Origin of the sequence: Haloferula sp. A504, from assembly GCF_044385805.1 — a bacterium.
Classification (GTDB): Bacteria; Verrucomicrobiota; Verrucomicrobiia; order Verrucomicrobiales; family Akkermansiaceae; genus Haloferula.
The window spans coordinates 53785-75161 of record NZ_JBISBU010000019.1 but is presented as its reverse complement, the minus strand read 5'-3'; the positions used below and the strand labels follow the sequence as shown (position 1 = coordinate 75161).

Sequence of the window (21377 nt, the reverse complement as noted above, 5' to 3'; positions counted from 1 at the left end):
AGTCAGCGCCCCGCGAAGCGCCACCCCACTTCCTGGCCGCGAGGTGTCCACTCGCTACGGCGCCCCCACGAACCTTCGGCGGAAGAACTTCCGCTGCGCACCCAACTGCTCGTCGAGCAGGCGGATCACGACTTCTTCGCGCGTGCCATCGATCGGCACGCTGCCGATCACTTCATAGTCCACTCCCTCGACCATCGGCGTGAAGCCCGACAAGGTTGACGAGGACTCGTAGGAAATCACCACATCCTCGCCTGTGAGACGCACCGGGTGGGTGAAGAACCACGAGCCATCGCTGCGGAGAAGCGATGCCGAGTGGAGCGTGACGTCAAAGGCAGCGGTGGGGTCGAAGCCCGCCGCGTAGTCCTCGAAGTTGCTGCGGCCGTTGCCGTTCGCGTCGAGTGCAGGGTCGAGCAGCGGATGGAGGGTCGCGAAGGTCATCAGCGCCCCCTCGTAGGCACCGAGGTCGATCGCGGTTCCCTGAATCCGGACCTTCCCGGCGAGGTCGAACTCCGAGGGGTTCGACGCAGCGTCACCGAGTTCCAGGGCGGGGGATCCGGGCATCAGGCGGAAGTCGTCCGCCGCGACGAATTGCGGGTCCTCGGTCGAAACCACCGCGCCCGGCAGCGGCGCGTAGCCGCCCTCGATCAGGTTGTTGAGACTGCCGGCATCGAGCGGGTCGGTATCCAGGACGATGCCTCCGGTGTTCCCCCAGACGATGCAGTTCCTCATCAGCGGGTTCGTACTGGCGTCCCCGTAGATGGCCGACCCGATGGGTGAGTTGTTGGCGGCAAAGGTGCAGTTGATGAACTGTGGATCCGAGTTGAAGCCCCGGACCGCCCCGCCCTGCGGGGCCGAGTTGCCGGCAAAGAGACAGTTGATGAAGGCCGGACTGGCGCCGTTGGTGAGGTAGACCGCGCCACCCGAGCCGCCCGCAATATCGCTGACATTGTCGACAAATGACACGTTGGTAAAAGTGACCGAGCCATTCGCGTCCGCGGAGAGGTCGTCGGCCCGGCGGGTCTGCTGGTAGAGGTCCGCCACCTCGACTGCCGAGAGGTTTCCGTTCCAAATGCTGATCTCGTCGAGCTGCCCGGTCAGGAAGTCGGACGTCACAGGGCCGCCCGTGTCGTATTCCTGACCGATGGCCCAGCCGAGGCCGCCACCGACATTGCCCACGGTCGCGAGGATGATGTGATTCCAGATTACCACGCCGTTCCGGTAGACCGTGACATCGGTGGTGCCGTTGCCCAGGTCCCTGCCAACCACCGCGAGGTGCTGCCAGCCCGTCGTCGGTGTCCCCGCCGTGTGGGCGTCACCCCGGATCCGGAAATGGTAGCCCGAATCGTAGAAGCCGAAGAGAACCTGGTTTCCACCGTTGCTGTCGTGCTTGCCGATGAAAGCCTGGGCATTGCTGGTGGTCGTGGGGTTCACCCACAGGGCGATGGTGAAGGTATTGGAGATGTCGAAGGCCGATCCGTTCACCCGGTCGTTGCCGTCGAAATTCAGCGCCCGGCCGACCGGTCCGGCCACCGACTTGTTGGCCGTGCCGTTGTTGTTGACGAGCGTCGCCGAACGCCCATTGCCGGAACGGTCGGCGACGACGGTTCCGTTCGACGCCGGGTTCTCGTCAAAGTCCAGGTACATCGCCAAGCCGAGGTTGACGTTGGAGTGGTAGGCCCCGCCGTATTTCGCCCGGTTTTCCTTGATCAGCAGGTTGGAGAAGCTCGGCGAGCGGCGTCCCACGGTGATGCCGGCTCCCAACGAATCTCCGCCACTGGCGTCGGCATTGCCGCCGGTCAGGGTGAAACCATCGAGCAGCGAGTCGAGATCCGCCGAACGCGCGTCGATGATGTGATGGCAGTTGTCGGAGATCGTCGCCGCACCGATTTCCCCGGAGAGCACGGTGCCATTGCTTGCGGGATCCGGATTGCGGCTCGACCAGCGGCCTCCACCCGCGGGGAAGCCCCCGTAGATCCGCACGCCGGGGTTGAGGACGAAGGAGTCGCTGCGCTGCGTTCCGGGAACATAGATGCCTGCCGCCACCCAGATTTCCTCGCCGGGCTGGGCGATCGCGATCGCTGCCTGAAGGTCGGGGAAGGCATCCTCCCAGCTGGTGCCGTCGCCCAGGCCGGCGGAACCCTGCGCGACGTAGTGAATGGGCGTGGGCCCCTGATAGTCCGCGAGCACGATGCTGGCCGGATCATGGGGATTGGGGAAAAGGTCACCACTGTTGGTCATGTACTCATCGCCGAAGTAAACCGCGAAGGATCCTCCCCCCGCCATGAACACCCGCGAGCCGCTCATACCCTCGGCATCGAAGATGCTATCCGGTGCCGTGAGGATGGTGAACACGTCGCCGTAAGACGGCCGGAAGCCGTCCGCAAGGACGGGCTCGACGACCGCCTCGCTGTAGAATCCGGTGGTGATGTCGAGGTGATCATGGTCATTCACCCCGCGCAGAACCGGTCGGATCACGCTTCCGCTATCGAGATTAAGATCCTCGATGGTGCCGCTTCCGCTGACCGTGCCCGAGGTGGTCGCGCTTGCCAACAGGGTGCCGCCATCCATCTCGAGGTCCCAGTCGCCGGGCTCGATCGAGACGGCTTCAAAGGTCCCCGTGACGCGGATCGCCCCGAAGGCGTCCACAAAAGACGGCCCGGTCACGCTGCCGAGACACCAGAGCGTGGCTCCGTTCCCGATGCTGAGAAATTCGGCCGACATCTCGACATCGACTATGGCCGTCCGGTTCGCTCCGCCGAATGCCGGCCCGTCCGGATGTTGTCCGAGAAGCTCGATGGTCCCCGCCTTGGCGGTGTTGTCCGGGTGGGTGGCCAGCACGCCCCCGTTGATGACCGAACTGTAGATCTCGATCCTCTCGCCGCCCGCTTCATTGGGGTTCGGGCTGGCGAGGACGCCTCCCTCGTTCTCCACGATGGAGTCAATGATCCGGAGCGAGGAATTGGCGATGATCTCGCCGGTCCGGTTGTCGAGAGCCGTCGAGTCGATCCGGATCGTGCCGGCGCTCTCGATCGTGCCTGTGTTCTCGATCTTGCCGCTCGACTCCGGAGCGAGCGTTTCTCCAGCACCGAGTTCACCGAGTTCCTCGAGGGAAACCAGCGACACGCTTTCGGGATCGAAGAAGATCTGCTCATCGGACCCGAGAGTCTGGCTGCCGGTGAAGGTTGGAGAGGTGATTTCAAAGGCATGCGGCGTCTCGATCAGCCCGGCATTGCGCAGGTTGCTCAGCGCGAAGACCTCCGGCGTGGCGCTGGCAAACTGCACCCTGACATCCGCCCCGATGCTGATCGCGTCCGCGGGATTTCCACCGAAGTCGGGACCGCGGTCGAAGACGAAGTCGTAGCCGGTGGTCGAGGTCCAGCTCGCCGAGCGCTCGAGGCGGGTCATGCCCGCGAAGGTCACGTCACCGGTGATGGTCTCGGCATCCGCATCGTCATTCAAATAGCGGCCCTCTTCGATGGTGTAATCGCCGACGAAGGTGATGTTCTCAACCCGCACGTCCCTCAGCACCGAGTTCGAGATGTTCACCACCGTCCCGGGAACCCGGCCGCGGAGGACGCCCCCCACGATCCGCGCGTCGCTGATCTGCCCCGGCAGGATGCTCCCGAACTCGATGATGCCGTCGGTGTTGTCGTAGAAGCCCCCGATCAGGTTCAGATCGATCTCGGTGTCGTAGCCGGTGATGGTGCCGAAATCGTCCACAAATTCGTAGGAGTCGTAGGCGGTGATCGTGCCACGGTTCACCAGCCCCGGGGCGGCGGCATTCATGTCTCCTGGCGGATTCAGGGTGATCCCACCGCCGAGGAAGTCAGGAATCGGTTTTACCAGGGCGCCTTCCTCCAGTTCGAGCACCACACGGTCCTGACCAATCGCCCCGGAAGCGAAGAAGTCGAGACCGGCTGGCACGGTGAAACGGCTGCCCGGGTTTCCCCACAGGCCGCTCAGCGCCAGGCTCGATCTCGGATCATCGGGTCCTTCGTAGTCCGACTCGTCGGGGAACTCGATCTCGTAGTCGTCATCGATCAGGTCCAGTTGCTGCAACATCACGGCCACGCCCTCCTCGATCACCAGCTTGCCGGCCACGGCGATTCTCCCGGAGGCGACGTGGGTGCCGAGCGTCACGTTCTCAAGCAGGATGCCGGTCCCACCGGTCCTGACATCGAAGGCTCCCGCCCCGGCATTGAGCTCTCCGTCGAACGAACCATTGATCAACAGATCGAAGAAACTTTCCGCGCTCCGCGGAACGAACAACTCGCTCTCGAAGCGCACGTCGACGAAGTCCACGTTGGTCATCACCACCCTTGCAGGCTTCGAGCCCGCGAGGTAGTCCCGATCGGTGTCGCGATAGTGGAGACCGGGCGAAACCAGCCCGCCCTCGATCCGGAGATTTTCCATGCGGGTGTCGATGTCTTCCGAAAGCGAGGACGCGCCGATCGCTCCCCCGAGGGCGATCACGCCGCCCTGGTTGTCCATGGTGCCCCCGCCGAAGATGCCGTCCGGCTGGATCACTCCCCGATTCGAAAAGATCGGCTGTGCCTTGACCGCCTCGACGGCCGCCGCGTAGCCGGGATCACCCGTCCCCGGGATGCTGTTGTCGTCGTAGCTGACCGAGGCCCTCAGCAGCAGCCCTTCGTTCTCCACGAACAATCCGTCGCTGTCGAAACCCGCCCGATGCATCACCTGTCCGGCACCGATCGTGAGCGTCTCTCTTTCGTCCACCGGCAGATCCGGGACACCCTTGAAGCGCGTGACGTGCATGAGACGCGGATCCGACTCGTTGGTCATCCGGAACTTCCATCCGCCCTCGCCGATCAACTCGACATTTCCGTCCAGCAACAGCTCGGTGGTGTCGAAGTAAGCGAGGAGCAGCCCGTTGTGATCGATCACCCCCGACAGCGTCAGCGAGTCGGCGTGAGAATCGACCGTCAGCAGGTCACGCGACTCGACAAACTCATAGACATTGTCGCCTGCAAGAAGGCGCTTCTGCTCAAGGAAGGGATCGAAGCGATAACAACCGTCGATTCTGAGATCTCCGAGGCGAACATTGGCTCCCTGGAGCCGCAGCAAGTATTGATATTGAAGGTAATCGTCAGCCAGAAGGTTGCCGGTGACAGGATTGTCGAGCTCGAGGCTCGCCTGGTCGATGTCGCAGGGCAGAAGGCCCAGCAGGTCGCCCGGCTGGAGATCGCTGCGATCATAAGTCAGCAGTCCGCCGAAAACGCCCCCGTTGTCGACCGTCGCACGGGCCACGGTGGAAGGGGCGAATCCATAGCCGTTCTGCCCGGTCTCCTGCAGCTTGATCGAGCTGCCGTCGAGCCGCAGGTCGACGTCGTTGATCTCGAGATAGCCACCCCCGGTCGTCCGCAGGTTTGCCCGCGTCAGCACCACCTCGTCATCGGTGGCCACCGGATCGCCGATGATCCGGATCGTGCGCTGGGGAAGGTCGGCCGCCAGGGCGATGGCATCGCCGACCACCGGCTGCGAGTCGATGAAAGCCGCGTCCTCCCGCTCGAGCCGACTGCGGTCGAGGGTCAGGATCTGCTCGTCGATCTGCCCGGCCGGCTCGAAGCCGAAGGTCGATGCGGGGTCGATGCGGAAGTAGCCGTCTTTCAGCACCAACTCCGAGGAAAGACCTGGTGAGGCAAAGGGCCAGCCGGAGACCTGGAGCTTCGCATCCGCCCCTTCCAGAATGAAGCTCGGCAGGCTGCGGTCGCCATCACCCGCCGGATCGATCGTCAAGGGCGAGCGCGGGTCGGCAGGACCACTCAGAATCGTCCCGCGGTTCACGATTTCCAGCTGGTTCGCGCCGAGCTGCCCGTGTCCGAGAATGGTGTGGCCGCTTTCCTGCAGCAAGCTGTCACCGGAGATCACGTTGAACGACGACGCCGTGGTCGAGAGCGTGCCGCTACCGGTCAGGACCTGGCCGTCGCCGGTGAACCTCAACTCGGTCGGCGCGGTATTGCCGAGCAAGCGGATCAGGCCGTCATTGGTAATCACCCCGGCCTGTTCGCGCACGTAGAATTTTTCGATCTCAAGGCTGCGGCCGTCCTGGATGAAGAGCCGGGTGTCGTCGCCGATCTCAAGCCGGTCGATGGTCACCGAGACGTCCTGATCGACGTCGAGCAGCAGGCCCGGACCGATGCTGACGTTGTAGGCTTCGACCGTGCTGTTGTTCGGGTAGTCGTTGAAACTTCCGCCGCCATCGAGGGTGACGTTCCAGTTGCCGGCATTGCTCCAGTTTCCCGAACTCGTCGGGTCCGCCCAGGTCGCCTGATAGACCGGAATGTCGGGGTCAAAGGTGATCACCATCAGGTCGTCGTTGGCGAACTGCTCGATCTCCTTGCTGTAAACGACCGGGCTGCCGCCACCATTCGGCACCGCCGTGGCGGACATCGCCAGATTCAGGCCACGGGCAGAGTCGTCCTCGGGGACGAGGATCACGAAGACGTCGAACTGGCCGGCCACGAACTGGCCGTTGATGACATCGCCCGCGCCCCCGAAGTCGGGGTCGTTGAGATAGCCACCCTCACGCAGCGTGGCTGCGTGCTTCGGAGTGGTCTCCGACGGGGTCAGCGGCAGGACAACCTCGTTCAGACCAAAACGCACATCGACCAGTTCCGAGCTGCGGGGGTTGAACACGAAGACCCAGTCATAACCGGGAAAGTCGACACTCAGGCCTAACTCCGTCGCGATCAGATCGGGTGCCTCGTCGAGTCGCACGGCGGCCACCACGGCCCCCTGTTCATTCTCGGGATCCACCGCCGCGTAGTCCTCGGCCCACTGCTTCAGCGTCTTCGATTCCTTCGCCCCGCCCCCGGGCGGCGGCAGCATGACCGTGAACTGGTCCGCCTCGAAGGCATCGCTCGGTGCCGCCGGGTCGGAAATCAACCCGAAGGCCTCGGCTCCACCGATCAAACCGGGAATCGTCGGGGTCAGCGGGCTCCCCCGCAGATAGGGGTTGGCGGCCATCGTTCCCTCCCGCGTCGTGCTGCCCACCACCGCCGGCGTCACTTGGAACTCGCCAGGCTCATCCGCAAACTCTCCGGCAGGCGTTCCCGGCGTCACCTGGTTGGTGCCGATGAAAAGCCGGCCACCGCCGCCGATCGTTTCGACATCGTCCTGATTCCCACCGAGAAGGCCGATCGAGCCGCTTCCCTTCACCTGGGTGCCCTCGATGATGACCGTGCCACCCGCCCCGCCGGCGCCCTTGCCGCCCGGACTGCCCGTGCCACCCAGCCCCCCGGAGCCTCCATCACCCCCGTCGCCTCCGCGGCCGGCGTTCGGAGTGTTGCCCAGGGCAAATGAAATCGCACTCCCCACGCTCACGCCCGGGGCTGGATCCAAGCCCTCCAGGCCGAGCCCGCGGGGGGGAAGCGAGTTTTCGGTGGTTCCCGCGGCACCCGTTGCGCCGTCGCCACCGTTCGCTTGAATCGCGCCGTCGAAGAAAATCGTTCCACCCGCCACCAGCCGCAGCGCCCCGCCGCCGGCTCCACTCGCGCCACCAGTGCCACCGTGCCCGCCCTTGCCGCCATCTCCGCCGCGACCCCCGAAGCCGCCCATGCCACCGGTCGCACCCAGCTCGATCGAGGGAAACTTCTTGGTGTCCGTCTCGTCCTTTTCCTTCTTCCGATCGAGGTAGTGCTGGACGAGGTCCTTCAGCGACTTCACCCCGGCTCCGATGATCCCGAAGAGCGAGGTCGGGATCGGCTCGATCCACTCGCCCTGCCCCCCGGCACCCGAACCGCCACCTCCGCCGCCGGGACCGCCCGGGCCGCCGCCGCCCCCGGCACCGGACCCACCGGCATTTCCGCCGCTCAAGACCCAGTCGTCGCCGCTGTTGACACCGGAATCGCCGTCGCTTCCGGCGCCATTCGCGGCCGGTGGCTCGTCCTCGGCCGATACGCCGTCCACGCCGTCGTTCCCATTGAAAAACAGATTGCGAAAGGTTTCCTCGTCGCGGCTCGCCTCGCCGAAAAAGAAGACCCGGATGGCTTCACCCTGAAACCAGATCTTCGGCGGATAACCCGCGAGTTCACCAGCGTCGCCTCCGGTGCCTCCGGGACGGGCCGGGGCCTCGGGGCTGCCCGCGTCCCCACCCACACCGCCGCCCGAGCCGCGCGCATTGAACCCCGCACGGCCCCGGCGGCCCTCGCCGCCGGCAGAACCGCTCGACCCGGCCGTGCCGTCGAAGCCGGACAGGCCCCTCGCCGCGGGCAATCCCGGGGTCGTCACCTTGACCGGCGACTGGAGGACCGGCACTGAGGCACCGCCCAGGCCACCAATTCCCAAAAACCCGCCGAGTCCGCCCTTGCCCCCGGTTCCACCTCGCCCACCACGACCTCCGGAAACCCCCGCTCCACCACCCGCACCCGGCTCCGAGTCGATCGCGGAAAAGTTCACCGTCGCCCCCGGATCGATCCGCACGTCGTTGCCGACACGAATCTCCACCGGATACGGTCCCACCCCGCGCAGGGAATCCCCCGCGGCAAGATGCAGGTCGCCGCGGATCACCACCTCAAGCGTCTGGTCGCCCCGACGATTGATTGCGTGAAGGCTTTCGCCGAAGTCGTGGTCCAAACCGTTCTCATCCCGGATCGTCCCATCCCCGCTGTTGATCAAGATGTCGACCGCCCCCGCGATCGGACTCAACAGAGCCATCGCACCAAGACCAACATATTGCAGGCGGTGGAGAAATGAGGCACCGGACAACTTCATGGCACCCCAAGTTTCAGCGTGCCAAACAGTGACATAAGGTTCACCCTAAGAACCGCTGAGAAGCGTGTCTACATCCATCTAGACGCATATCTTGCGCCCACCGGATTGCCACATAGGCTGATCATTCCCCGGTCTTCCGCCGCAGGATCCACCCCTTTCCCACAGCTTGGTTACCGCTCCCCGGTCAACGCGTCCCATGAACCGACCGGACGAGGCTCGGCCTCTGGAATTCGCGCAGGCCGCACGCCCTTGATCGACAGAGGCCACTTTTCCCCGACTGCTCCGGGTCCTTGCCCGCTCGGGTGCCGGTTTCACAACCGGCGCTCCTGGATCGCGTCCATCCGCGCCCTGCGGACAGGTTTCGGCTCGTCGGATCGTAGGTTGGGGGCTTTCCTGATGGCAACGCCACCATTGCATCCATGAATTCCTCAAGACGACAGTTCCTCACGACCTCGGCCCTCGCCTCGGCGGCGGCTGTTTCCACGACCCCGGCCCGCTCGGAAGAGACGGCGAAGGCCGGCACGCTCGAGCTGAAGCAGGGCGCGACGATCCTGCTCCAGGGCGACTCGATCACCGACGCCGGCCGAGACAAGACGATCGCCGAGCCGAACCACACGAAGGCACTGGGCAACGGCTACGCGAGGATGATCGCCTACCACCTGCTTTCGAAGTATCCCGAAAAGGAACTCAAGCTCTACAACCGCGGCATTTCCGGAAACAAGGTGCCCGACCTCGACGGCCGCTGGGAAAAAGACTGCCTCGAGCTCAAACCCGACATCCTTTCGATCATGATCGGGGTGAACGACTACTGGCACACCGTCGCCTTCGGCAGCAAATACGAGGGCACTGTGGAGAGCTACGGAACCGGATTCAAGGCGCTGCTCGACCGGACCCGCGAGGCCCTGCCCGACACCCGGATCGTGATTTGCGAGCCCTTCGTGGTGCGCGCCGCCGACGGTTCGACGCGGCCCGACTGGTTCCCGGAGTTCGACCAGCGTCGCGAGAAGGCACGCGAAGCGGCCCAGGCCAGCGGCGCGCTCTACGTCGAGTTCCAGCAGATGTTCGACGCCGCGGTGGCGGCGGGATATCCGCACAAGGAACTGGCCGGCGACGACATCCACCCCTCGCCCCACGGGCACGCGCTGATGGCATCGCGTTGGCTGGGCGACACCGGGCTTGCATGATCGGTGCCCGACCGCACGTAGTGACGCGCCATGGCCGAGTTTCCTTCCACCGACCGCAGACAGTTCCTCCGATACGGCATTGGCGGTATCGCCATTGCCAGCACCAGCCATGTCGTGCTCGCGCGCGACGGCATCACGGTCGGCACGGAACCCGAAGAGCTCGCGAATGATCTGACCACCGAGGTCGATGTCGTGGTCGTGGGCGGCGGCACCGCCGGCACCGTCGCCGCCATTCAGGCCGGGCGTGCCGGAGCGAGGACGCTACTGCTGGAACGCAGCGGCCAGCTCGGCGGCATGACCACCGTGGGCGGGGTTTGTTACCCCGGCCTCTTCGACGCCTGGGGCAAGCAGATCATCGCCGGCATCGGTTGGGAGCTGGTCAGGGAATCCGTCGAGCTCGACGGCGGCACCCTTCCCGACTTCGCCAAGGTGCCCGCACGCCACTGGCAGAACCAGGTCACCGTCAACCAGTTCGTCTACTCCATTCTTGCCGAGGAGAAATGCGTCGATGCCGGCGTCGAGATCGCCTACCACGAGTTCATCCAGGGAGCCAAAGCCACGCCCGCCGGCTGGGAACTCAACTGTGCCGGCTTCGGCACCAACCGTCTTGTCCGCTGCAAGCAGATCATCGATTGTACCGGCGGTGCCGAAGTCGTCGGCCTCCTTGGTTTTGAACGGATGCGCGAAGACGAGACCCAACCCGGGTCTTATCTCTTCCAGCTCGGCGGCAATCACGAGGTCGGCCGCAAACAACTGCACCAGATCTACGTACACGGTGCCGATTCCACCAATTCCCGCACGGTCACCGAAGCCAAGCTTGCCGGCCGCAAGCTCGTGCTGAAAAAACTCCGCGATGCCAAGGGCCAGAAGCGCCTCATGCACCTGCAGCCCGAGCCCGGCTTCCGCGAGAGCTACCGCATCGTCGGAGAGACCATGATCACGGTCAACGACTACACCTCGGGCCGCAAGTTCGACGACGCCGTCTGCAACGCCTTCTATCCGGTCGACCTCCACACCAAGCACGGGGTCAAGCCCAAGCCGCTCAAGCCCGGCACGGTGCCGACCATCCCGCTCTCGGCCCTCATCCCCAAAGGCAGCCGCAACATCATCGTGGCCGGCCGCAGCCTCTCAAGCGACCGCCTCGCCAACTCCGGCCTGCGGGTGCAGGCCCCCTGCATGGCGATGGGCCAGGCCGCCGCCTGTGCCGCCGCCCTCGCGGCCAAGGATGGAACCACTCCGGGCGAAGTTCCACTCGAACGTCTCCACGCGCTGCTCCAAGAGCACGGTGCGATCATTCCCGACAAAGCCTAGCGTCGTTCCTCCAACAGATTGAAATTGATGGAAACCGCAGATTGAGGGGATTGCTCAGATTTTCAGAAATCAAATCATCTGCGTAATCCACCAAATCCCCTGAATCTGCGGTGAACAACGCTCTTTCAAAAACCAAGATGATCGCACACTGCCTGCAAGACGGACTACCCTAGGGCCCATGGCCAAGCGCAACCTCGGCACGCTGCGAAGGCGATCCACCTCGCTCTTCATCTCGCTCACATTCCTGGTGATGGCCGTCACCGGGGTGCTGGCATTCGTCCGGCCGTTCTCGATCACCATCATCGGCCTGCACTCGCTGATGGGATTCCTGTTCATCGGAATCGTCGGTCTGCACGTGCTCAACAACTTCCGCCCGCTCAGGGGATACGCCCACGGCCGCGCGATCTGGGTGGCGCTGATCGTGACCGGTGCGCTCACCGCGCTCTTCTACTTCCAGCCGGCCCCGGTGAAATCCGTACTCGGTCTGAGCCGCAACCTCGGCCCTGCACTGGATCGCTTCGAGATGGAGGAGGATCACCTTATCTACCGCTACAGTCCGGCCGACCACTACCGGATGGCGCTCACCGTGAAGGCCGGCACCGGCTTCGATCCGCAGCAGCCTCCCGCCTTCGCCATCTGGCTGGAAAACCAGGGCGCGTATCACATCAAGACGCTCCACGAACCGGACATGGAGTCGGCCGCCGCGCTGCCCTATTGGAAATTCAAGCGCGCCGGCTGGGAGAAGGCGAAGCAGGAAGCGGAGGAAAAGGGCGAAGTCGACCTGGTCTCCTCCCCCACCCCGAACGGCTCCTTCGATCCGGCCGACTACATCCTTCCCGCCGACCCGGAAACCTCGACGCCCTACAAGTTGCTCATCGAGATCAACCAGCCGGGCGACGCCCACGGTCCCTACGACGACCAGCCGTCGCTGGTCTACGCCGTGGAGATCGACGAACTCCTGCCGCTCACCTTCCAGACCCTCGACCTCGTCGGTTATCCGAAACGCGAGGACGAGGATGGCAAGGAGGCGTGGTCGCTCTACTATGTCGATGATACTTTCGGCTCGGCCCTCGACCTCATCGACAGCGCCCTGCTGAAGATCGAGCGGGGTGAGCCATGAAACCAATCCTAACAAGGAAAATGATGAACCACAGATTGTGGGGGGGTAATCAGATTACGCAGATTGCTTGATCTCGATAAATCCGCGTAATCCCCTTAATCTGCGGTTCCAAAGTGCTGCAATCTGTTGGACGGACGACACCAACGCCATGAAACGACTCCTGCTTCTCCCCCTCCTCCTGGCCACCCTGCACGCCGAGTCGCTCTTCGACGGCAAGTCGCTCGACGGCTGGGAGATCCGCAAGGGTGAAGAGCAATGGTGGCGGGTTGAGGACGGCTGGAACTCCTATCGCATCCGCTGCGAGGGCCCACGGGTACGCCTTTGGCTGAATGGAATCCTCACCGTCGACTACGAGGAGCAGGACCCCGAGATCCCCCGCACCGGCCTGATCGCCCTCCAAACCCACTCGGGCGCTCCTTTCGAGGTCCGGTATCGCCGGATCCACATTGTGGAGCTCCCCTGAGTCGGGAGCACGCGGGTAGAGCAGCACGAGACGAATCCAAGTCTCCGGAACCAGATCACCCGATCGTCTCACGCCCCCGGGATCGATGACCGGTCCCAGTCTGCCCCGCTTTTCCAAAAGACCATTCCTTCGCCGCAGGCTTCGGCACCAAGGCCGAAGCCCGGTGGGCTCGATTCAATCCAGCTCGCTTCAATCCATTTGACCTCCCTCCCCTGTCCTGGCTAGCCTTCGGATCCGGAGTGGGGTTGAAACGATGATGCCGGCCGGTGCCACTCCCGCGGCCTGGCAATCCCGGCAACGGGCATGAATCCTCGAAACAACAACGGGGTTACGGAAACGATGGCCGCGGCAGGCCAGCGTGATGAAAACGGGGGCGGGACGCCGCCCACCGGAACTCCGGACGAACAGGCCTGTTCCCTCTGCAGCCTGAAGCGCTGTGCGGATTGCATCCGGAAGGAACTCGATCACCACATCGCCAGCGACTTCACCAACCTCACCGGGCTACGGCTTCATCTTCTGTCCTGGACTGGATTGGAGCGGTCGTGCCCCGAGGGTTCCATCCATGAAACGCCCCACGACCTCGAACGCTGTGCCGCCTGCCTCGGCCACAACTGGATGGAAGCCGGGCGGGTGAAGACGAACAGAAGAGTTTTCGGCGGAGCCTGCGGGCGGAAGAACTGCCGGATCGACCTGAGCTCCGAAGAGGGCTTCGTGCTCACCCTGGTCATCCAAGGGCCGATTCCGCCCGGTCCGGACCGCGAGAGGACGACATCCTCCGGAAAAAAATCCCCGCTCCGGATGAAGGGGCATTCCGATGACAAACCGGCCTCCGGACCTCACCCGCCCAGGCAGTCGCGGGGGGGCATGGCCTTCGGGGAAGCCGTCAAGTTGCTCGAAATCGTCGCCCACGGGTTGGAATCACGGCTTGAAGCCGAGAAACTGCGACAGGCACTGGACCATGCAAGGCGCGAAAGGGAGGCCATCCGGAAGAGCGACGTTGAGCTGCGTCATTCGTTGCGAAAACGACTTCCCGAACTGTCCGGTGAGCCTTTGGTTCCCGCGGAACTTCCCCGCCCGGCACAGTTGGTCGACCAGGTGCGGCACTACGTCCTGCAGCACTACCATCGACCAACCCTCGGCCTGGCCGACGCCGCCGCCAGCGTGCGCCGTTCGCCCTCCTACATCTCAACCGTCTTCGCCCGGGAAACGGGAATCCCCTTCCATGCCTACGTGCAGGAACTGCGGCTCGCGAAGGCCCGGAGGCTGCTGCAGGATCCCCGTCTCACGGTGGCGGAGATTGCCCAAGCCAGTGGCTACGCGAGTGCCTGCTGGTTCCGCCATGCGTTCAGGCAACATCTTGGAATGTCTCCGTCGCAGTGGCGCCAGGTCTCGCGTTGACGGCGGTATGGCGAACGACCCTGCGGGAGCCCGTCCAGCGTTCCCCGCGATCAAGAAATTGCTCCGCTGTTCGAAAAGATCCGTCCCTTGCCGGCCCGCGGGAAGGAGGGAAACTGGCGCCTGATGGCCGCGGGACATTGTCCCCGGCCCGAAACCGAACCGGCTGCCCGCCGCTCCGCCCCACGGCCTTGCTCGGCGGGCCGTCGCAGAAACGACACAAGAAAATGAAGACAACCCCCAAATCGAGTCTGCTTGGCGCGGCGACCGGTGTTTTGGCACTGGTACTCACCGCCTCGTCGGCAATCGCAGCCACTCAGGCTGAGATCGACCAGGCCATCGAAGACGGCCTGGCTTGGTTGGCCACCCAACAGAACCCCAACGGTTCCTTCGGCCCCTCTGGGCCCAATCCCCTGGCCTACACCGCGACAGCGGTGCTCGCCTTCGAGAACGAAGGCCATCTCCCCGGAGGAGGGTCGGTGTATTCGGCGCAGGTTGAAGACGGCCTCGACTACATCCTCGCGCGTGCCCGTACGATCAGCATCTCCCCCCAACCCGCCGGAGACCCGGATTCCAACGGCAATGGCATCGGGATCTGCTGGTGGGACGAGTCGGTGAATCGCGAAGTCTATGAGACCGGCATGATCATGCAGACCCTCGTGGCCAGCAGCACTCCGGACCGGCTGGTGAACACCGGACCGTTCACGGGAATGACCTATCGCGAGCTGATGCAGGACGTGGTCGACTGGGCCGCCTTCGGCCAGGTCGACAGCGGCACCGGTCGTGGCGGCTGGAGATACCACTCGCAATCCACCGACTCCGACAACTCGACCGCCCAGTGGCCGGTGCTCGGACTCGTCGCAGCGGAGCAGTGGGGCATCTGTGCCCCGGCATGGGTCAAGGACGAGCTGCAGATCTGGATCGACTACATCCAGAACGACACCAGCGGCGGCTCGGGCTACTCCGACCCGAACACCTACGTGAACTGCTCGAAGACCGGCGGACTGCTGGTCCAGATGCATTACGTGGGCGACGATGCCACGAGCAGCAGGGCACAGGCGGCGCTGGAGTTCCTCAACCAGCGGTGGAACACCGGACCAAGCGCAACCTGGTACGGAAACAAGGGACATTCCTACGCGATGTTCAGTGTCTTCAAGGGCCTTGAACTTATGGATGTTGCAACGATTCCGAACGCCCTTGCCACACCCGACACATCCGCCGGCGACTGGCATGGCGACTACTCGCAATTCCTGGTTGATCTTCAGAACGCGAACGGGTCCTGGCCGGGCTATGACTACTGGAATCCTTGGCTGAGCAGCGCGTGGTATGTGGTCATCCTGCAAGCCACGGTGTTTCCGGTCGAGGTCTCGGTCGAAGCGCCGGAGTGCTCCTGCGACACCGGTTATGAGGTCTCTGTCACCTATGCGGTGGAGCGCTTCCCGGCCGATGGAGTGCTGACCTTGTTCGAAGACGGCGGCATGGTCGCCGAGATCCCGCTCGAGGACTTCCAGGGCACGGCGACCCAGCCGTTCAGCGTTCCCGCCGACACGCCCGGCCTGCATGAATGGAAGGCGGTTCTGACGGTGACCAGCGGCGGCGGAGCCACCGCCTCGACGGAGGACTGCGTGGTCGTCAACGTCTGCGAAACACCGCAAGTCAGCGGTGTGCCGGACCAGGTGGCACCTTTCGCCGCCTTCGACCTCGACGATTACCTGTCGTATGGTGGCGTCGGCCCGGTGGTTTGGACCATCGACGGCATCCCCATGGATTGGACGGTCAGCATCGACGCCGACAACGTCGTTTCGGTCATGGCACCGGTCGGAGCATCGGATCCTGTCGACCTCACCTTCACGGCAAGCACCACGTGCTGCGCCCAGGTGACTTGCGCCACGAGCGACGAGGCGACCTTCATCCCGAACCAGCCCCCGGATTGCTCTGACGCCTTTGCCAGCAGCGACCTCCTGTGGCCACCCAACCACAAGTGGGTGGGCATCGAGGTCCTGGGTGTCATCGATCCGGACGGGGATCCGGTGACGATCACCATCGATGCAATCCGGCAGGACGAGCCGGTGGACACCACCGGTGACGGTTGTTTCTCGCCGGACGGCGACGGAATCGGCACCAGCACCGCGTGGCTTCGCTCCGAGCGCTGCGGACCCGCAAACCGGGCCGGCAACGGTCGTGTGTATCACATCTCGTTCACGGCCGATGATGGTCGGGGTGGCTTCTGCTCCGGCGAAGTGCAGGTGGGCGTGCCCCATGACAGAAAGGACGTCCCGCAGGACGACGGTGCCGCCTTCGATTCGACCGTTCCGGTCCCGTGAAGGCCCCGGAGCGGCTTCTTTCTTCGTCGAATGGAGCCTCTCCGCCTGAAACACAGTCAACAAGGGAGTCCTCGCCGGGCTCCCTTGTTTGCATCTCCCCCGGGGGGCTTGGCTCCTGCGGGAACCTGCGGCCTCCTATCACTTTCGCTGGCCAGCGTGGCCCCGGCTTGGCACAAGCGTCACGACATGCCGGGGTGGCGGAATTGGTAGACGCACCTGATTTAGGATCAGGCGCCGCAAGGTGTGCAGGTTCGAGTCCTGTCCCCGGCATCTTGAAGGGGCGTTGGGACCGCGTTTCGGGCTCGATTGTTGAAAATCCGGTGCTTGGATGACGTATTCGGGCGAACGTCACCGCCCCATCCACGATGCCCGTCCTTCGCTCCATCCCCGCATTCCTCGGCTGCTTGATCGCAGCGGGCCCGGTGGGGGCGGAGCCTTCGGCGGCGGATCTGGAGTTCTTCGAGAAGAAGGTGCGGCCTCTGCTGGCGGCCCAGTGCTACGAGTGCCACAGCGTCGACTCCAAGAAGCTGAAGGCGGACCTGCTCCTCGATTCGAGGGCCGCGATCCTCAGGGGAGGCGACAGCGGGCCGTCCATCGTCCCCGGGAAACCGGACGAAAGCCTGCTCATCGAAACGGTCCGCTACACCAATGTGAACCTGCAGATGCCTCCGAAGACCCGGCTCAGCGACGATCAGGTCGCCGATCTCGAGCGGTGGGTGGCAATGGGGGCACCTTGGCCCGACGAAGCTCCGCCCGAGCCGGGCGGCAACCGCGAATACTTCGACCTCGAAGCCCGGCGCGACAGCCACTGGTGCTGGCAGCCGGTGGCCGACGTCGAACCGCCCCCGGTAGAGGACAAGTCGTGGCCGCTGGAACCGCTCGATCATTTCATCCTCGCCGGGCTGGAGGAAGCCGGACTCAAGCCCGCGCCGGACGCCGACCGCCGGACGTGGATCCGCCGGGTGAGCTTCGACCTCCGCGGCCTGCCCCCGACACCTGAGGAAGTGAACGCCTTCCTCGATGACAATTCACCCGAGGCCTACGCCGAGGTCGTGGATGCCTATCTCACCTCCGACGACTACGGCGTGAAGTGGGGCCGCCATTGGCTGGACCTGGTGCGCTACGCGGAAAGCTACGGCCATGAGTTCGACTACGACATTCCCGAGGCATGGAAGTACCGCGACTACGTCGTGAAGGCCTTCAACGAAGACGTGCCGCACGATCGGATGATCCGCGAGGCGATCGCCGGCGACCTGCTGCCGGACCCACGGGTCGACGAGTCCACCGGGCTCAACGAGTCCATCACCGCCACCGGATTCTGGTGGCTCGGTGAGGCCACCCACGCCCCGACCGACGTCCGGGGCGACGAAGCGGTGCGGATCGACAACCAGGTCGATGTGTTCTCGAAATCCTTCCTCGGCCTGACGGTTTCCTGCGCCCGCTGCCACGACCACAAGTTCGACGCCATTTCCGACGAGGACTACTACTCGCTGACGGGCTACCTCCAGAGTTCGCGGAGGGCACTCGCCCCGCGCGACCCGGGAGGAGCGATCGCGGCCGGTGCGACTGAACTCCGGCAATTGCAGGAGCGCGCCACCGCCCTGGCCGCCGGCCCTCCCGCCCCGTCCGACCGGGCCCGCAGTCCGGAGCAACTCTGGGGCTTCGATGGATCGTCGCCGGCCGGATGGATGAGGGAGGGAGAGGCATTTCCCGAGAAGCCCACGGGCGGAGAGAAGCTCGAAGTGGCGCTGCTGCCCGCCACCACGAACCACGTGCCGGCCGGCGTCTGGCACAGCGGCCTCCATGGAGCCCCCCTTCACGGCACCCTGCGCTCGCCGACCTTCACCCTGAAGAAGCCGGAGCTGCATGTCCGGCTCGCCGCCACCGGGCGCGTCCGCGCGCGGATCGTGGTCGATGGCTACTTCATGGACGAGTTCAACGCACTCCTCTTCAATGGACTCGAACTCAAGGGCAAGGGCATCGACACCAACGGAGCGTGGCAGTGGAAACGATTCGCCGGACGCCTCCACAAGTATGTCGGGCACCGCGTCCACCTCGAATTCATCGACGAGGGCGACGGCTACATCGCGATCGACGAGATCGCCTACGCGAAGGGAGCGGAGGAAATGCCGCTGGTTCCGATCGCCGACCCGGACGCCCTCGCTCCGGTCATGGAGCAGGCGCAGGCCGTCTGGAAACGGATGCCGGCGCCGGACTACGTGCTGGCCATGACCGATGGCACGCCGGAGAACGATCGGCTGCACATCCGCGGCGGCCACCAGAACCTCGGCGAGGAACTCCCCCGCCGCTTCCTCACCGCCCTGGGTGGAGGCGCCATTCCGGAGACCGGCAGCGGCCGGCTCGAACTCGCCGAGGAAGTCACGTCACCGGAAAACCCCCTGACCGCGCGGGTGCAGGCCAACCGCATCTGGCACCACCTCACCGGACGCGGTCTCGTGCCGACGGTCGACGATTTCGGCGTGATGGGCGAGGAGCCCTCGCACCCCGAACTTCTCGACTGGCTGGCCGCCCGCTTCGTCGAATCCGGGTGGTCCAACAAACAACTGATCCGCTCCATCGTCCTCTCGCGCACCTACCGGATGTCCTGCATCCCGCATCCGGAGCTCACCGCCGGGCAGATCGCCGAAAAGGATCCGACCAACGAAAAGCTCCATGCATTCCGGGTGAAGCGTCTGACCTCCGAGTCCATCCGCGACGCGATCCTGGCGGTGTCCGGGCGCCTCGACCCGAAGCTCGGCGGTCCTCCGGTGGGCGTTCATCTCACCTCCTTCATGGAAGGCCGGGGACGCCCGAAAGCAGGGCCCCTCGACGGCGCGGGCCGGCGCAGCCTCTACACGGCGGTGCGCCGCAATTTCCTGCCGCCCTTCCACCTTGCCTTCGATTACCCCATCCCCTTCAGCACGATGGGCCGGCGCTCGAACTCGAACGTCCCCGCCCAGTCGCTGGTGCTGATGAACGACCCCTTCGTGGCGGCGGAGGCGGAACGCTGGGCGAGGCAACTGCTCACCGAACCCGACCCCGCGAAGCGCCTGACGATGGCCTACGCCACCGCCTTCTCCCGCGACCTGCAAGCGCCGGAACGGTCGATGCTCGACGAGTTCCTCGACCGCCAGGCCGGGCTGCACGGAACGAGCCGCGACGACCTCAGGGTGTGGTCCGACCTCGCCCATCTGCTTTTCAACAAAAAGGAATTCATCTTCATCCGCTGACGCCATGCATTGCCGCAATTTCATCCAGCGTCCCGTGACCCGACGCGAAGCCCTGCAGACGGGCGCCCACGGGTTCGGTGCCGTCGCTCTGGCCGCCCTGCTCGGGGACCGCGCCTTTGCCGGGCTGCCCACCGGCACCGACCCCCTGCTGCCGCGCCCGCCGCACTACCGCCCGCGGGCCCGCAACATCATCTTCCTCTACATGGACGGGGGGCCGTCGCAGATCGACACCTTCGACTACAAGCCGCTGCTCAAAAAGCATAACGGCGAGGACCCGAAGACGGCGATCGGCAAGCTTGAGCCGACCCAGTTCGACAACGTCGGCAAGGTCATGGCATCGCCGTGGGAGTTCAACCAGTATGGCGAATGCGGCCACTGGGTCAGCGACCTCTTTCCCCACGTGGCGAAGCACGCCGACAAGCTGGCGATGCTGAAGTCCTGCACCTCGAAGTTCTCCGAGCACACCGCGGCCAATTATTTCCTGCACACCGGTTCCGGCATCCAGGGCCGTCCGAGCATGGGTGCCTGGGTCGGCTACGGACTGGGCAGTCTCAACCAGAACCTTCCCGGCTTCGTCGTGCTGAATGGCGGACTGATCCCGCCGGGCGGGCTCGACAACTTCAACTCCGGCTTCCTGCCCGCGACCTATCAGGGATCGGTCTTCAAGACCCAGGGTCAGGCTGTGGCCAACATCAAGCCCGGCGAGGCCCGGCCCGAACTCCAGCGCAGCAAACTTGACGCGCTGCGTTCGCTCGACACCCACGGACTCGACTCGTATGGGCAATCCGAGGCGATCGAGTCGGCGATCCGCAACTACGAGACCGCCTACCTGATGCAGACCGCGGTGCCCGACCTGATGGATTTCGACTCGGAAACCGAAGCCACCAAGAAACTCTACGGCTTCGATGCCGGTCACAAGGGCACCAAGACCTTTGCCCGTCAGTGCCTCGTCGCGCGCCGACTGGTCGAGCGCGGCGTGCGCTTCATCGAACTCACCTGCCCCGACGGGGCGGGCGATCGTTGGGACCAGCACAACAAGCTCAAGGAAGGCCACGAGTTCAACTGCATGTCGGTGGACCAGCCGATCGCCGGCCTGCTGGAGGATCTGGAAAAGCGCGGTCTGCTGGAGGAAACGCTGGTGGTGTGGGCCGGCGAGTTCGGCCGCACGCCCTTCGCCCAGGGCGGCAACGGGCGCGACCACAACCCCTTCGGCTTCACGATGTGGATGGCCGGCGGCGGCGTGAAGGGCGGCGTGAGCTATGGCGAGACCGACGAGTGGGGCTACAAGGCCGTGCAGGACCGCATCGAGATGCACGACATCCACGCGACGATGCTCCACCTGCTGGGCATCGAGCACACCAAGAGCACCTTCCGTTTCGGCGGCCGCGACATGCGCCTGACCGACGTCCACGGGCACGTGCTGCACGACATCCTGCTGTAGCACGCCGGGTGCATGGAAGTGGTGGGAAACGGTAGGTGGCCGGGCCTGGAAGGCCCGGCATCACGAATGTCGATCCGGGCCACGGGCCTGGAAGGCCCGGCCACAGCCTGCCGCTTGCCGATCACGCCGCCTCGCTCCGCCCACCATCTTCAGTGACACCCTGGCACGCCTTTCGC

At 64.8% G+C, this 21377-nt stretch carries 9 protein-coding genes and 1 tRNA gene; 9 read left to right on the top strand and 1 reads right to left on the bottom strand.

The window, feature by feature from the left end:
- Window positions 1-54: 54 nt before the first annotated feature.
- Window positions 55-8733: a LamG-like jellyroll fold domain-containing protein gene (locus ACG2LG_RS11365; RefSeq protein ID WP_396259077.1), complete on the bottom strand. Its 8679-nt coding sequence runs from the start codon at window positions 8731-8733 to the stop codon at window positions 55-57.
- A gap of 419 nt (window positions 8734-9152) precedes the next feature.
- On the opposite strand from ACG2LG_RS11365, the gene ACG2LG_RS11360 reads away from it, so the two are divergent.
- From ACG2LG_RS11360 to ACG2LG_RS11320, 9 genes are all read left to right on the top strand, one after another.
- Window positions 9153-9917: an SGNH/GDSL hydrolase family protein gene (locus ACG2LG_RS11360; RefSeq protein ID WP_396259076.1), complete on the top strand. Its 765-nt coding sequence runs from the start codon at window positions 9153-9155 to the stop codon at window positions 9915-9917.
- 30 nt (window positions 9918-9947) lie between these two features.
- A complete protein-coding gene (locus ACG2LG_RS11355; RefSeq protein ID WP_396259074.1) occupies window positions 9948-11228 on the top strand; it encodes an FAD-dependent oxidoreductase in 1281 nt (426 codons plus the stop codon).
- A 178-nt stretch (window positions 11229-11406) separates the two neighbouring features.
- The gene (locus ACG2LG_RS11350) at window positions 11407-12348 is read left to right on the top strand and encodes a DUF4405 domain-containing protein (RefSeq protein WP_396259072.1); all 942 of its coding nucleotides are present in this window, start codon (window positions 11407-11409) and stop codon (window positions 12346-12348) included.
- 148 nt (window positions 12349-12496) lie between these two features.
- Window positions 12497-12811, top strand: a complete 315-nt coding sequence (locus ACG2LG_RS11345; RefSeq protein ID WP_396259071.1) for a DUF1080 domain-containing protein — start codon at window positions 12497-12499, stop codon at window positions 12809-12811.
- A gap of 303 nt (window positions 12812-13114) precedes the next feature.
- Window positions 13115-14209 carry a helix-turn-helix domain-containing protein gene (locus ACG2LG_RS11340; RefSeq protein ID WP_396259069.1) on the top strand — a complete coding sequence of 365 codons (1095 nt, stop codon included), beginning with the start codon at window positions 13115-13117 and terminating at the stop codon, window positions 14207-14209.
- Window positions 14210-14433: 224 nt separating this feature from the next.
- Window positions 14434-16530 carry a hypothetical protein gene (locus tag ACG2LG_RS11335; protein WP_396259068.1) on the top strand — a complete coding sequence of 699 codons (2097 nt, stop codon included), beginning with the start codon at window positions 14434-14436 and terminating at the stop codon, window positions 16528-16530.
- A 188-nt stretch (window positions 16531-16718) separates the two neighbouring features.
- Window positions 16719-16800 (top strand) — tRNA-Leu (locus ACG2LG_RS11330).
- Between the two features lie 95 nt (window positions 16801-16895).
- Window positions 16896-19760 (top strand): PSD1 and planctomycete cytochrome C domain-containing protein, encoded by a 2865-nt coding sequence (locus ACG2LG_RS11325; protein ID WP_396259067.1) that lies wholly within the window; start codon window positions 16896-16898, stop codon window positions 19758-19760.
- Between the two features lie 4 nt (window positions 19761-19764).
- Window positions 19765-21201 (top strand): DUF1501 domain-containing protein, encoded by a 1437-nt coding sequence (locus ACG2LG_RS11320; protein WP_396259065.1) that lies wholly within the window; start codon window positions 19765-19767, stop codon window positions 21199-21201.
- Window positions 21202-21377: the final 176 nt, after the last annotated feature.